Origin of the sequence: Pseudomonas sp. Irchel 3F3 (assembly GCF_900187545.1) — a bacterium.
Lineage (GTDB): Bacteria > Pseudomonadota > Gammaproteobacteria > Pseudomonadales > Pseudomonadaceae > Aquipseudomonas > Aquipseudomonas fortuita.
In genome coordinates, this window is the sequence record NZ_FYDS01000016.1 from 35980 (window position 1) to 48508 (window position 12529).

Here is a 12529-nt window from a genome sequence, read left to right on the forward strand (position 1 = left end):
GCTTGATTACCTGCTGATAAGATGGCAATCACTATCAGCAGAGTAAACCTTGGGTTGGCAATGATGGCCGTGGAATCGTTCAACGCGTTGGAGTGCTGCATCCGCAGTGCTGAGGTCGGCAGCTTTGCCGAAGCTGCCAGGCGCCTGAGCATTACCCCCGCCGCCGTGGGCAAGCACGTGGCTCAGCTGGAGGCGCGCCTGGGCGTGCGGTTGTTCCAGCGTAGTACCCGCAAGCTGACCCTGACTGAGGCGGGGCAGCGTTTTCTGGGCGAAGTCAGCGACAGCTTTCGTACCATCCAGTATGCCGTGGCCAACCTGGCCAGCGCCGAAGGCCAGCCGGCCGGGTTGTTGCGGGTGAGCATGGGCACTGTGTTCGGGCGCTTGTATGTGTTGCCCTTGCTGGGTGAGTTTTTACGGCGTTATCCGGCGATTACCCCGGATTGGCATTTCGACAACCGCCAGGTCGACCTGATCGGCCAGGGCTTCGATGCAGCGATTGGCGGTGGTTTCGATCTGCCGCCGGGGGTGGTGGCGCGCAAGCTGACCCCGGCCCACCGGGTGTTAGTGGCAGCACCGGCCTACCTGCAGCGGCACGCACCGATTGACGACCCGCAGGTGCTGCAGCGGCACGACGGCATCCTGATCCGCTCACCGCAGACCGGGCGGGTGCGCTCGTGGCCTTTGACCAGCCGCTGGCAGGCGCAGCAGCCGATGCAACTGCGCCAGGCGATGACCATGAGCGATTCGGACGCGGCGTGCGCGGTGGCCGAGCAGGGGCTGGGGATTGCCCTGGTGAGCCTGCCATTTGCCGTGCCATACCTGCAGGCAGGGCGGCTGCGGCGGGTGTTGCCTGACTGGTACGTGGATGACGGGCATATCAGCCTGTATTTCGCCGAGCACAAGCTGATGCCGGGCAAGACCCGGGCGTTCATCGATTTTGTGGTGGAGCAGTTTGCCGAACAGGGGTTGGCGGGGCGGTTCGATGCCTTGCAAACCCTTTAGGTGTGTTTTGCCTGACCGAAACTTATCGCCGGCAAGCCAGCTCCCACAGGGAGCCTGCAGTATTCAGGCCTGTGGTAATCCTGTGGGAGCTGGCTTGCCGGCGATAGGGCCCGATCAGGCAATACCCGTAATGAACAATGCCTGCGCTCCCAGGCTCACCTCATCATCCACCCGCTTGCCCATCAATTGCTGCCCCAGCGGTGAGCGCGGGGTGATCACGGTCACCCGCTCATCCCCCTCACCAATCTTCAACCCCGCCGCCTCAGGCCCGAGGAACAACCGGCGCTGTCCGCCAGCGTCATCTTCCAGGGTCACCAGGTTGCTGATCTGCACCCCGCGCGCCGGGTCATGGTCGCGCAGCAGCAATTGCTGGTACGTCAGCAGCGCCTGGCGGATCTCGGCGCTGCGGCGGGCCTGGCCGGTGGCCAGGTACGAAGCTTCCAGGCCCAGGGTGTCGTACTTGTTCTCGGCAATGTTCTCTTCGGCGGTGGCAGTTTCGTAGGCGCTTTGCGCCGCGCGGGTCAGCACGTCAAGGTCATGCTCGAGGGTGGCGACGATCTGCGCCAGCAGGCGGGTCTTGTCCATGGTCAGTAACAGAACTCCAGCACGTTGGCCTGGCTTTTGTCGGTGGGGGCGGTGCGGTTCTGCTGCATCCAGAACTGGCATTTGGGGCTGTTGAGGTTGCGCGGGTTGCCCTGCGCGGCCTCGGCGGCCTGTTGCAGTTCCTGTTTGCGCAGAATGCCCTTGTAGTGCTCGAACATCTCGGCCTGGGCGTCTTGTGCCGGGGCTGGCGCCGGGGGGGCGGCAGGCCGGTACACACCGGGGGCCACGGCCTGGGCCAGCGGCTGCACCTGCTGTGGCCACAGTTGCAGCGCCAGCCACAGGCTCGCGGCAATGGCCACGGCGCCCAGCCACAGGCCAAAGGCAACGCACACAATCAACGGCAGCGGCTTGAGGGTGATCTTGAGTTCACGGTGGCGGGCCATGGCAGCCTCCTGGCAGGGTAGGTCGGGGTACATTGTCGCATGCACTTGAGCATTTTTCCGTGCGGGTGCTTTTGTCGGCGACAATTTATCCGCAGAATTCGCGTTTTTTGCACCAGAACGGGAGGGGCGGGTGAAAGCCACCTGGGACATTTTCTGCAGCGTCGTCGACAACTACGGCGACATAGGCGTGACCTGGCGCCTGGCCCGGCAACTGGTGGCTGAGCATGGCCTGGCGGTGCGCCTGTGGGTAGATGACCTGAACGCGTTCACGCCCATGTGCCCAGGGGCTGATGCCAGCGCAGCACAGCAGTGGCAGCACGGTGTGGATGTGCGTCAGTGGCCTGCGGCCTGGCTGCCGGTGGCACCGGCCGATGGGGTGATCGGCGCCTTCGCGTGCCAGTTGCCGGCGGCCTATGTAGAGGCAATGCGTGCCTGCGCCACGCCGCCGCTGTGGCTGAACCTTGAATACCTCAGTGCCGAGGACTGGGTGGAGGGCTGCCATGGCTTGCCTTCGCCGCAGCCCAACGGCCTGCGCAAGGTGTTTTTCTTCCCCGGCTTTACCGAAAAAACCGGCGGCCTGCTACGCGAGGGCTCGCTGCTGGCGCGGCGTGATGCCTTCCAGCAGTCGGCCGGGGCACGCCAGGCGTTTCTGCAGGAGCTTGGGGTAGCGCCCGAGCAGGGGGCATTGCTGATATCGCTGTTTGCCTACGAAAACCCGCAGTTGGCCAGCTGGCTGAATGCCTTGGCCACAGGCGCGCAACCGTGCCACCTGCTGGTACCGCAAGGGCGTATCGTGGCGGGGCTGAGCCAGTGGCTTGGCGAGGTGCCGCTGCAGGTGGGCAGCGTGCGCAAGCGGGGCGCGCTGACCGTGCAGGTGCTGCCGTTCGTCAGCCAGGACGACTTCGACCGGCTGCTGTGGAGTTGCGATTTCAACGCGGTGCGTGGTGAAGACTCGTTCGTGCGGGCGCAGTGGGCCGGGCAGCCGATGCTGTGGCACATCTATGTGCAGGACGAGAACGCCCACTGGGAAAAGCTCGAAGCGTTTCTGGCGCATTATCGACGCGGCCTGTCAGATGAAGCCGATGCCGCCCTGCTGGGCCTGTGGCGTGCCTGGAACATGGACTGCGACATGGGCCAGGCGTGGCAGGCAGCCCGCCAGCACTGGCCGGAACTGCAACGGCATGCCCGGCTTTGGGCGGTGCGACAGGCCGCTCAGCCGGACCTTGCCACAGCGCTAGTACACTTTTACCGAAATTCGCTATGATACGCGGCCTCGATTTTTATAAATCCATCCAGATTCGGATACTTCGTAATGAAAACTGGTAAAGAACTGAAACCCGGTACCGTCCTGCGGATCGACAACGACCCGTGGCTGGTTCAAAAAGCTGAGTTCACCAAGTCGGGCCGTAACAGCGCGATCATGAAGACCAAGCTGAAGAACCTGCTGACCGGCTACAAGACCGAAACCGTATACGGTGCGGACGACAAGCTGGACGACGTGATCCTGGATCGCAAAGAAGCGACCCTGTCGTTCATCAGCGGTGACACATACACCTTCATGGACACCACCGACTACACCATGTACGAGCTGAACGCCGAAGACATCGAGGCCGTTCTGCCGTTCATCGAAGAAGGCATGGAAGACATCTGCGAAGCTGTGTTCTTCGAAGACCGTCTGGTATCGGTAGAGCTGCCGACCACCATCGTGCGTAAGGTTGCCTACACCGAAGGTTCGGCTCGTGGCGACACTTCGGGCAAAGTCATGAAGCCTGCCAAGCTGGCAAACGGTACTGAACTCAGCGTTGCTGACTTCATCGAAATCGACGACCTGATCGAAATCGATACCCGCGAAGGCGGTTCGTACAAAGGCCGTGCCAAGAAGTAATTCTTCTTGCAATGTGCACAAAAAACCCGGCCTCGGCCGGGTTTTTTGTGCCTGCGACTTAAACCGTCACATGCAGGCGCACATCCACGTTCCCGCGGGTAGCGTTGGAATACGGACAAACTTTGTGAGCCTTTTCCACCAAGCCTTCGGCATCGGCCTGGGGCAGGCCTGGCAGGTTGATGTGCAGGTCGATGTCCAGGCCGAAACCGCCTGGGATCTGGCCAATGCCCACCTTGGCGGTGATAGAGGCATCTGCCGGCAGGGCCTTCTTCTCTTGCCCGGCCACGAACTTCAGGGCGCCGATGAAGCAGGCTGAGTATCCGGCAGCGAAAAGCTGCTCGGGGTTGGTGCCGTCACCGCCTGCGCCGCCCAGTTCTTTGGGCGTGCTCAGGCTGACTGCCAGCTTGCCGTCGCTGGATTTCGATTTTCCGTCGCGCCCACCGGTGGAGGTAGCTTCTGCGATGTACAGCGGAGTGACCTTTTGCATCTTGAGCCTCGCTAATGTGCTGTGCGCTCCCGGTCAAGGAGGGCGCGGATTGGTGTGGGATTTAAATTAGCGCGCAATTAGTTTGCGCGCAAGATAAATCATTGCCGTCCATCCGAACGGCCAGTGCACAGCATAGCTGTCAGAGGTTTTTCTGCAGGTTCTCGCGCAGGTTCAGCAGGTCGGCCTGCAGTTGCTGCAACTGCTCCAGGCTGCGCCCGCTGGCTTTGAGGATGCACTGCGGCACTTCTTTGGCCTGCTGTTGCAGGGCGCGGCCCTTTTCAGTCAGCTGCACCATTACTACCCGTTCGTCCTCCCTGCTGCGGTTACGCTGCAGCAGGCCTTCACTTTCCAGGCGCTTGAGCAGTGGCGTCAGGGAGCCCGGGTCGGTCAGCAGGTGCTGGCTGATTTCGCCCACTGTCAGGTCGTCGCGCTCCCACAGCACCAGCATGGCCAGGTACTGTGGGTAGGTCAGGCCCAAGGCTTGCAGCAGCGGTTTGTAGACCTTGGTCATCAGCAACGAGGTGGAGTGCAGGGCGAAGCAGACCTGGTTGTCCAGCAGCAGCTCGTCGCAAGAGGCTTGGGTGTCGGCGTTCATGCAGGTCCTTGAAATTGATCAATGGGGAATTCTGGCACGCTTATTTTTAGTGCGCGCATTACTCACGCAGTTCACTGCGCAAGGCCAGGTCCCAGGGTGGAATCGGGCTGAAGCGGCTCTTGAGGAATTCGAGCAGCAAACGGCTGCGAGAGTTCGTTTCATGTTCCAGCCGTAGTGCGTAAATGCCGCTGGTCTCGGCTGCTGGCAGGCCGCCGTCGCAAAACAGCGGAACCAGTTCGCCACGCAGCAGGTATTCGCTGATCAGCCAGGTAGGCAGGTGGGCAACACCTAAGCCGGCGAGGGCACCGAACAGCAAGGTTTCGGCATTGTTGGCGGCCATGCGCATGCGCGCAGGACGGTACAGGCGCGTTTGCCCGGCCACGTTGAAGCGCCAGGCGAACGGCGGGGCCAGGCCGTCCCAGTCCAGGCCGTCATGCCCAGGCAGTTCGCTGGGGCAGGTGGGCATGCCGCGGCTGGCCAGGTAGGCGGGGCTGGCGCAGGCGACGCGCACCATGTAAGCCAGCGGCGTGGCGACCAACCGGGTGTCGGCCAAGGGGCCGGCACGCAGTACCAGGTCGACCTCGCCCAGGTGGCTGCCCTGCAGGTCGACGAAGCTGTCGATCAACCGCAGTTGCACATCCAGGCCGGGGTAGGCCACCAGGAAGTCGGCGATGGCGGGGGCCAGATGGCGGCGGCCGAACGCGGCGGGGGCGTCGATGCGGATCAGGCCTTCGGGGGCGTTGCTCAGCGATACCGCTTCAGCCCGGGCCAGGCGCAGCTCCTCGATGATGCGCCTGGCCCGTTCGGCAAAGGCATTGCCTGCGGGTGTGGCGCGCACGGCATGGGTGCTGCGGGTGAACAGGCGGCTGCCGACGGCGCTTTCCAGGTTGTCGATGCGCCGGGCCACAGCGGACGGGGTCAGCGGGTGACGGCGGGCGGCGGCGGAAAAACTGCCAGCCTCCAACACATCGAGGAACAGGCTCAATTGGTCGGTCAGGGTATCGGGGCTCATGGCTGCCTTGCTTTTGCGAAAAACGCATAGCCATTGTGCGCTGCTGTGCGTTTCCCCGCCAGCACACAGTCGTTAGCATGCTCGCATTATCTGTACAGGCAAACGAGGCCCTGATGATCGAGTGGTTGTTGTATATCGTGCTGGGCGCTGCCTTGGGCACCATGGGGGGCTTGTTCGGTATTGGTGGGGGGCTGATCGCAATCCCCGCGCTGGGCGTGCTGTTTGGTCTGGACCAGCAGTTGGCGCAGGGTACGGCGCTGGTGATGGTGGTGCCGAACGTGCTGCTGGCGTTATGGCGCTATCACCAGCGCAACCGCATCGAGCTGCGCCATGCCTTGCCGCTGTCGGCGTGCAGCTTTTTGTTTGCCTGGCTGGGGTCGATCTGGGCAGTGGGGCTGGATGCGCAATCCATGCGCCTGGGCTTTGTCGGCTTTCTGGTCGCCCTGGCGGTGTGGAACGTGGCGCGCATGTTCATGAAGGCATCGCCGCCCAGTGCCGAACTGCGTTATGCCTGGCCCTGGCTGGGCGTGCTGGGCAGTTTTGCCGGCACCATGGGCGGCTTGTTCGGCGTGGGCGGGGCGGTGGTGGCCACGCCGATCCTGACCAGTGTGTTCGGCACCACCCAGGTGGTGGCGCAGGGGCTGTCGCTGGCGCTGGCCGCGCCGAGTACTTTGGTGACGTTGGTGACCTATGGGGTGCACCACAGTGTCGACTGGGCGGTGGGGATTCCGTTGGCGGTGGGTGGTTTGCTCAGCATCAGCTGGGGGGTGAAGCTGGCTCATGCGTTGCCGGAGAAGGTACTGCGGGCGATGTTCTGTGTGTTTTTGGTGGTGTGTGCGGTGATGCTGGGGTTTGAACTGTGAGATTGTGGGGCCGCGTTGCGGCCCATTCGCGGGACAAGCCCGCTCCCACAAGCCCCAATTATTTGAAACCCTCAACGATGTAGTCGGCCATACAGTCGGTAATCGGCGAGGGGTTCTGCGCACTGCGCACCAGCATCACATTGGCTAAGGGCAACTGCGGCAGCCCGTCCTGTTCACCCAGTATGCGGATATTGCCACCAATCAGGCTTTGCAGTTGCGCCGTCACCGCCAACCCTGCCGTGACGATGGCAAAGATCGCCGCCAGGCTGGGGCTGGTATAGGCAATGCGGTAGTCGATACCTTGTGCTTGCAGTGCATTGCAGGTCCAGGCCCGGCAGAAGCAGTCGGTATTGAACAGTGCCACGGGCATCGGCCGCTGTTCCTGTGGGCAAAAGCCTTCGGCGGCGGCCCACACCAAGCGTTCCTGGCGCAGCAATTGGCCCACCTCGTTACCTGGTTCGCGGGTGACAATGGTCAGGTCCAGGTCCTGGCGCAGCATCAATTGCTTGGAAGAGTCGCAATGCACTTCCACCTGCACCAGCGGGTAGGCCTGGGCAAAGCTCGACAAGATGGTCGGCAGAAAGCGCATGGCGTAGTCGTCAGGCGTGCCAATCCGCACCAGCCCGACCATGTGCGGCATGCGCAGGGTATTGAACACCTCGCCATGCAGCTTGAGGATGCGCCGGGCATAGCCCAGCAGCACCTGGCCCTCGGCGGTGAGGCGAACCTGGCGGCCGTCGCGCTCGAACAGCTGGCGCTGCAGGATGTCTTCTTCCAGGCGTTTCATCTGCATGCTCACCGCCGATTGGGTGCGGTTGACCACTTCGCCGGCGCGCGTAAAGCCGCCTTGCTCGGCGATGGCGACGAAGGTGCGCAATACGTCCGCATCGAGGCTCTGGTACTGGGACATTGCATCAATCTCCGAGATGCATGGCATCAGAAACATTCGTTGGATTGATCTTAAGCCCGGCGCGAGACTGAGGCCATCCAACACGGAGGGCTTCACGATGAAAGGTCATGTCAGCAGCATCCAGCAACCTGCCTTTTCCCTGAACCACCTGTGGCATGCGGCCCTGCAGCGTCCGGCGCGCTGGCTGCAGCTGTACCGCCAGCGCCAGGAGCTGGCCAGCCTCAGTGACGCAACCTTGCACGACTTGGGGTTGAGCCGGGCGGATATCCAGCAAGAGGCCGAGCGGCATTTCTGGGATGATCCGCTGAGGAAGTGAGTGTGGGCCGGGCGCCTGGCTTCTCAAGGCATGCGCCCCAGCCTCACCGCCGGACTTGCTTCAACGTCTCGGCAATCAAAAACGCCAACTCCAGCGACTGATCGGCATTCATCCGCGGATCACAATGGGTGTGATACCGGTCAGACAACGCATCCTCGGTAATCGGCCGGGCGCCACCGATGCATTCGGTGACATTCTGCCCGGTCATCTCGATATGAATGCCGCCAGCATGGCTGCCCTCGGCCTGGTGCACCTGGAAGAACTGCTTCACCTCATCCAGGATCTGCGCAAAGTCGCGCGTCTTGTAGCCGCTGCTGGCCTTGATGGTATTGCCGTGCATCGGGTCGGAGCTCCACAGCACCTTGCGCCCCTCGCGCTCGACGGTGCGGATCAGCCCCGGCAGGTGGTCGCCAACCTTGCTCGCGCCCATGCGCACTATCAGGTTCAGGCGCCCGGGGTCGTTGGCCGGGTTCAGCGTGTCGATCAGGCGGATCAGCTCTTCGGGGTTCATGCTCGGGCCGACCTTGACCCCGATCGGGTTGTGCACGCCGCGCAAAAACTCCACGTGGGCGCCGTCGAGCTGGCGGGTGCGGTCGCCTATCCACAGCATGTGCGCCGAGCAGTCGTAGTAGTCGCCGGTCAGGCTGTCCTGGCGCACGAAGGCTTCTTCATAATTCAACAGCAGCGCTTCGTGGGCAGTGAAGAAGCTGGTTTCGCGCAGTTGCGGCGCGCTGTCCAGGCCGCAGGCACGCATGAATGCCAGTGTTTCGTCGATGCGGTTGGCCAGTTGGTGGTACTTGTCGGCCAGTGCCGAGTTGGCGATGAAATCCAGGTTCCACTTGTGCACCTGGTGCAGGTCGGCAAACCCGCCCTGGGCGAAGGCGCGCAGCAGGTTGAGGCTGGCGGTGGCCTGGTGATAGGCCTGCAGCAGGCGCTCCGGGTCGGGGATGCGGCTTTTGGCGTCGAAACCGATGCCGTTGACGATGTCGCCGCGGTAGGCGGGCAGGGTGATGTCGCCAATGGTTTCATCGCCCGAGGAGCGCGGCTTGGCAAACTGCCCGGCCATGCGCCCCACCTTCACCACCGGGCAGCCGGCAGCAAAGGTCATCACAATGGCCATCTGCAGCAGCACCTTGAAGGTGTCGCGGATTTTTGCCGCCGAGAACTCGGCGAAGCTCTCGGCGCAGTCGCCACCTTGCAGCAGGAAGGCGCGGCCTTCGGTAACCTCGGCAAACTGCCTGCGCAGCTCGCGTGCCTCGCCCGCGAACACCAGCGGCGGGTAGCTGGCGAGGGTCTGTTCAACCTTCAGCAGGTGCGCAGCATCGGGGTAGGTCGGTTGCTGCTGGATCGGCAGGGCGCGCCAGCTGTCAGGGCTCCACGGTCGGTTCATCTCGGGCTCGGTCTTGTAGGTTGTAGGCTATAGGCCATGGTAACAGTTGGCGCTGCGCTTGTTGCATCAAGGGTGTTGACGGACAATGCGCGTTTTGCGCGGGTGGGTGGTAAGCATGACGGCGGAACGGGAAGAGCGGCTACTGGCACGGGTAGAGGACGCTTTTGGCGTCATCAGCGTGTATGAAGTCGACGACTACCGCTTTCTGGAATTCGGCGATGCCATCGAGCAGAGCTGTGTGTTCACGGCCGACCCCAGCTGGCTGGAGTACGACTACACCCGCGCCATGCTGGTGGGGGCGTTGTGCCATGAACAGCCGGAGAGCGCGCTGTTTCTTGGCCTGGGTGCCGGCACGCTGACCCAGGCCTGCATGAAGTTCCTGCCACTTGAAGACATCGAGGCCATCGAGCTGCGCCCGGACGTACCGCGCCTGGCCATGGAGCACCTGGGCCTGGATGATGACCCTCGGTTGTACGTGCGCATCGGTGATGCCATCGAGTTGCTGCCCACGGCGGAGAAGGCCGACCTGTTGTTTGTCGACCTGTACACCGACCATGGGCCGGGCGTGGGGCACCTGGCATGGAAATTCCTGGAAAACTGCCAGCAGCAACTGAACCCGGGCGGCTGGCTGGTAATCAACCAGTGGGCTACCGACGACGGCAAGCCGCTGGGCGCGGCATTGCTGCGCGGGCTGTACCATCGGCATTACTGGGAGCTGCCGGTGAAGGAGGGTAATGTGATCTTGCTGGTGCCGGCTGATCTTGAGCAGGTGCTGGATCTGGAGGGGTTGCGTGCCCGGGCCGAGGCGCTGGCGCCGCAGCTGGGTTATAGCCTGGATGGGTTGATCAAAGAGATTCGGCCAGCAACTTGAACGCCTGACGCGGCCATTTGTGGGAGCGGCCTTGTGTCGCGATAGGGCCGCAGAGCGGCCCCGGCAATCTATGCGGCGTGGCTTAAATCCTGGGGGCGCTTCGCACCCCTTTCGCGACGCAAGGCCGCTCCCACACAGATCGGGTGAGGCTTCAGGGAATTATCGATTCAGCTCGGATTGGTTGATGGCCCGATAATGGCCTTGCCCCCTGAAAATATTCCTCACGGTTGCCGCTATTTCAGGTATAGTACGCGCCGGTCTTTTAGCGGACCTCAAAATCAGGTGGTGCAAATCCTCCGAGTCCAGCTTCGGCTGCGCGTCCGCTAGGCGGACCTTCCCAAGTTTTCTTTTTCAATCGTTTTCGCAAATCCCCGCCGCCAAAGCTGCCTGGGTGACCTGACGGTCTTTCAAGGCATGTGCAGCTTTGGAGCATGGGTCTTTGCGGATGCACCTAGAGGCAGACCCATGACCCAGGAAACCGGCGGCTTCGCCGCTCTCGATCTTAATCCGAACATTGTTGCTGCTGTTGTGGCTACCGGCTACGAAGAGCCGTCCGCCATTCAGCAACAATCGATCCCGATCATCCTCGCCGGTCACGACATGATCGGCCAGGCGCAGACGGGCACCGGCAAGACCGCTGCCTTCGCCCTGCCGATCCTCAACAAGATCGATGTGAGCAAGCGCGAACCGCAAGCCCTGATCCTGGCGCCAACCCGTGAGTTGGCGCTGCAAGTAGCTACCGCTTTCGAAACCTACGCCAAGCAGATGCCGGGCGTGAACGTGGTTGCCGTATACGGTGGTGCCCCGATGGGCCCACAGCTGCGTGCAATCCGCAACGGCGCGCAAATCGTCGTCGCCACCCCGGGCCGCCTGTGCGACCACCTGCGTCGTGACGAAAAAGTCTTGTCCACCGTGCAGTACCTGGTACTGGACGAAGCCGACGAGATGCTGAAGCTGGGCTTCATGGATGACCTCGAAGTGATCTTCGACGCAATCCCGGCTACCCGTCAGACCGTACTGTTCTCCGCAACCCTGCCGTCGTCGATCCGTTCGATCGCCGAGCGCCACCTGCGCGAGCCCAAGCACGTCAAGATCCAGACCAAGACCCAGACCGTAACCGCGATCGAGCAAGCCCACCTGATGGTCCATGCCGACCAGAAGATCCCGGCTGTGCTGCGTCTGCTGGAAGTGGAAGAGTTCGACGCACTGATCGCCTTCGTGCGTACCAAGCAAGCCACCCTGGACCTGGCCGCCGCCCTGGAAGCCAAAGGCTACAAGGCTGCCGCGCTGAACGGCGACATCGCCCAGAACCAGCGTGAGCGCGTGATCGACTCGCTCAAGGATGGCCGCCTGGACATCGTCGTCGCCACCGACGTCGCTGCCCGTGGTCTGGACGTACCGCGCATCACCCACGTGTTCAACGTTGACATGCCGTACGACCCAGAGTCCTACGTGCACCGTATCGGCCGTACTGGCCGTGCCGGTCGCGAAGGCCGTGCGCTGCTGCTGGTCACCCCGCGTGAGCGCCGCATGCTGCAGGTGATCGAGCGTGTAACCGGACAGAAAGTTGCCGAAGCCCGCCTGCCGAATGCCCAGGCCGTGCTGGATGCCCGCATCAAGAAGCTGACCTCGAGCCTGGCGCCGCTGGTAGCCGAAGCAGAAGCCACCCACGGTGAACTGTTCGACCGCCTGACCACCGACCTGGGTTGCAGCGCACGTGCGCTGGCTTCGGCCTTGCTGCGCAAAGCCACCAATGGCCAGGCGCTGGACCTGGCTGCGGTAGAGCGTGAGCAGCCGCTGGTGCCGGGCGTTGGTGCCCCGCGTGGTGAGCGTGGTGAGCGTCCTGAGCGTGGCGAGCGCCCTGACCGCGGTGACCGCGAGCGCCGTGCGCCGCTGCCGCTGGCCGAAGGCCGTGTACGTTGCCGTACCGCCCTGGGTGCCCGCGACGGTATCGCTGCCAAGAACCTGCTGGGCGCGATCCTCAACGAGGGTGGCCTGGCGCGTGATGCCATCGGTCGCATCCAGGTTCGCGACAGCTTCAGCCTGGTCGAGCTGCCGGAAGACGGCCTCGAGAAGCTGCTGTCCAAGCTCAAGGACACCCGCGTAGCTGGCAAGCAGCTGAAGCTGCGTCGCTACCGCGAGGATTGATCCTGGCGCTATAAAAAAATCCCCGGCCCAGGTCGGGGATTTTTTTTGCCTGTACCGGCCCTTT

At 62.9% G+C, this 12529-nt stretch carries 13 protein-coding genes and 1 pseudogene; 7 read left to right on the forward strand and 7 right to left on the reverse strand.

Going from position 1 to position 12529, the window contains the following annotated elements:
• Nucleotides 1-63: 63 nt before the first annotated feature.
• Nucleotides 64-1002 (forward strand): LysR family transcriptional regulator, encoded by a 939-nt coding sequence (locus CKW35_RS25880; RefSeq protein ID WP_095117219.1) that lies wholly within the window; start codon nucleotides 64-66, stop codon nucleotides 1000-1002.
• A 114-nt stretch (nucleotides 1003-1116) separates the two neighbouring features.
• On the opposite strand, the gene CKW35_RS25885 is transcribed toward CKW35_RS25880, so the two are convergent.
• Nucleotides 1117-1587: a GreA/GreB family elongation factor gene (locus CKW35_RS25885; protein WP_016485437.1), complete on the reverse strand. Its 471-nt coding sequence runs from the start codon at nucleotides 1585-1587 to the stop codon at nucleotides 1117-1119.
• 2 nt (nucleotides 1588-1589) lie between these two features.
• Nucleotides 1590-1988 (reverse strand): hypothetical protein, encoded by a 399-nt coding sequence (locus CKW35_RS25890; RefSeq protein WP_016485438.1) that lies wholly within the window; start codon nucleotides 1986-1988, stop codon nucleotides 1590-1592.
• Between the two features lie 130 nt (nucleotides 1989-2118).
• Here CKW35_RS25890 and earP point away from each other — a divergent pair, with 130 nt between their 5' ends.
• Both earP and CKW35_RS25900 read left to right on the forward strand, forming a co-directional pair.
• Entirely contained in the window at nucleotides 2119-3252 is a 1134-nt protein-coding gene (gene earP, locus CKW35_RS25895; protein ID WP_095117196.1) for an elongation factor P maturation arginine rhamnosyltransferase EarP, read from the forward strand.
• 48 nt (nucleotides 3253-3300) lie between these two features.
• Entirely contained in the window at nucleotides 3301-3873 is a 573-nt protein-coding gene (locus tag CKW35_RS25900) for an elongation factor P (protein WP_016485440.1), read from the forward strand.
• A gap of 58 nt (nucleotides 3874-3931) precedes the next feature.
• Here CKW35_RS25900 and CKW35_RS25905 read toward each other — a convergent pair whose 3' ends face one another.
• From CKW35_RS25905 to CKW35_RS25915, 3 genes are all read right to left on the reverse strand, one after another.
• The gene (locus CKW35_RS25905) at nucleotides 3932-4360 is read right to left on the reverse strand and encodes an organic hydroperoxide resistance protein (RefSeq protein ID WP_016485441.1); all 429 of its coding nucleotides are present in this window, start codon (nucleotides 4358-4360) and stop codon (nucleotides 3932-3934) included.
• A 139-nt stretch (nucleotides 4361-4499) separates the two neighbouring features.
• A complete protein-coding gene (locus tag CKW35_RS25910) occupies nucleotides 4500-4955 on the reverse strand; it encodes a MarR family winged helix-turn-helix transcriptional regulator (RefSeq protein WP_016485442.1) in 456 nt (151 codons plus the stop codon).
• Between the two features lie 58 nt (nucleotides 4956-5013).
• Entirely contained in the window at nucleotides 5014-5967 is a 954-nt protein-coding gene (locus CKW35_RS25915; RefSeq protein WP_016485443.1) for a LysR family transcriptional regulator, read from the reverse strand.
• A gap of 113 nt (nucleotides 5968-6080) precedes the next feature.
• Between CKW35_RS25915 and CKW35_RS25920 the strand changes: the two genes are divergently transcribed.
• Nucleotides 6081-6830 carry a sulfite exporter TauE/SafE family protein gene (locus tag CKW35_RS25920; RefSeq protein WP_024717729.1) on the forward strand — a complete coding sequence of 250 codons (750 nt, stop codon included), beginning with the start codon at nucleotides 6081-6083 and terminating at the stop codon, nucleotides 6828-6830.
• A gap of 58 nt (nucleotides 6831-6888) precedes the next feature.
• Here CKW35_RS25920 and CKW35_RS25925 read toward each other — a convergent pair whose 3' ends face one another.
• A complete protein-coding gene (locus tag CKW35_RS25925) occupies nucleotides 6889-7740 on the reverse strand; it encodes a LysR substrate-binding domain-containing protein (RefSeq protein ID WP_095117221.1) in 852 nt (283 codons plus the stop codon).
• Nucleotides 7741-7837: 97 nt separating this feature from the next.
• On the opposite strand from CKW35_RS25925, the gene CKW35_RS25930 reads away from it, so the two are divergent.
• Nucleotides 7838-8056: a DUF1127 domain-containing protein gene (locus CKW35_RS25930; RefSeq protein ID WP_013971536.1), complete on the forward strand. Its 219-nt coding sequence runs from the start codon at nucleotides 7838-7840 to the stop codon at nucleotides 8054-8056.
• A gap of 43 nt (nucleotides 8057-8099) precedes the next feature.
• On the opposite strand, the gene CKW35_RS25935 is transcribed toward CKW35_RS25930, so the two are convergent.
• Nucleotides 8100-9446, reverse strand: coding sequence for a class II 3-deoxy-7-phosphoheptulonate synthase (locus tag CKW35_RS25935; RefSeq protein ID WP_016485446.1), 1347 nt, complete (start codon nucleotides 9444-9446; stop codon nucleotides 8100-8102).
• 115 nt (nucleotides 9447-9561) lie between these two features.
• Here CKW35_RS25935 and CKW35_RS25940 point away from each other — a divergent pair, with 115 nt between their 5' ends.
• Both CKW35_RS25940 and CKW35_RS25945 read left to right on the forward strand, forming a co-directional pair.
• Entirely contained in the window at nucleotides 9562-10317 is a 756-nt protein-coding gene (locus CKW35_RS25940) for a spermidine synthase (protein ID WP_016485447.1), read from the forward strand.
• A gap of 431 nt (nucleotides 10318-10748) precedes the next feature.
• Nucleotides 10749-12465: pseudogene (locus tag CKW35_RS25945) on the forward strand (DEAD/DEAH box helicase).
• Nucleotides 12466-12529 lie beyond the last annotated feature (64 nt).

Excerpts from the sequence above, each read along its gene's own strand:
- CKW35_RS25910 (WP_016485442.1), bottom strand. The coding sequence starts at position 4,955 with ATGAACGCCGACACCCAAGCCTCTTGCGACGAGCTGCTGCTGGACAAC.
- CKW35_RS25925 (WP_095117221.1), bottom strand. The coding sequence starts at position 7,740 with ATGTCCCAGTACCAGAGCCTCGATGCGGACGTATTGCGCACCTTCGTC.
- CKW35_RS25880 (WP_095117219.1), top strand. The coding sequence starts at position 64 with ATGGCCGTGGAATCGTTCAACGCGTTGGAGTGCTGCATCCGCAGTGCT.
- CKW35_RS25885 (WP_016485437.1), bottom strand. The coding sequence starts at position 1,587 with ATGGACAAGACCCGCCTGCTGGCGCAGATCGTCGCCACCCTCGAGCAT.
- CKW35_RS25935 (WP_016485446.1), bottom strand. The coding sequence starts at position 9,446 with ATGAACCGACCGTGGAGCCCTGACAGCTGGCGCGCCCTGCCGATCCAG.
- CKW35_RS25930 (WP_013971536.1), top strand. The coding sequence starts at position 7,838 with ATGAAAGGTCATGTCAGCAGCATCCAGCAACCTGCCTTTTCCCTGAAC.
- CKW35_RS25915 (WP_016485443.1), bottom strand. The coding sequence starts at position 5,967 with ATGAGCCCCGATACCCTGACCGACCAATTGAGCCTGTTCCTCGATGTG.
- CKW35_RS25900 (WP_016485440.1), top strand. The coding sequence starts at position 3,301 with ATGAAAACTGGTAAAGAACTGAAACCCGGTACCGTCCTGCGGATCGAC.
- CKW35_RS25920 (WP_024717729.1), top strand. The coding sequence starts at position 6,081 with ATGATCGAGTGGTTGTTGTATATCGTGCTGGGCGCTGCCTTGGGCACC.
- CKW35_RS25905 (WP_016485441.1), bottom strand. The coding sequence starts at position 4,360 with ATGCAAAAGGTCACTCCGCTGTACATCGCAGAAGCTACCTCCACCGGT.
- CKW35_RS25890 (WP_016485438.1), bottom strand. The coding sequence starts at position 1,988 with ATGGCCCGCCACCGTGAACTCAAGATCACCCTCAAGCCGCTGCCGTTG.
- CKW35_RS25940 (WP_016485447.1), top strand. The coding sequence starts at position 9,562 with ATGACGGCGGAACGGGAAGAGCGGCTACTGGCACGGGTAGAGGACGCT.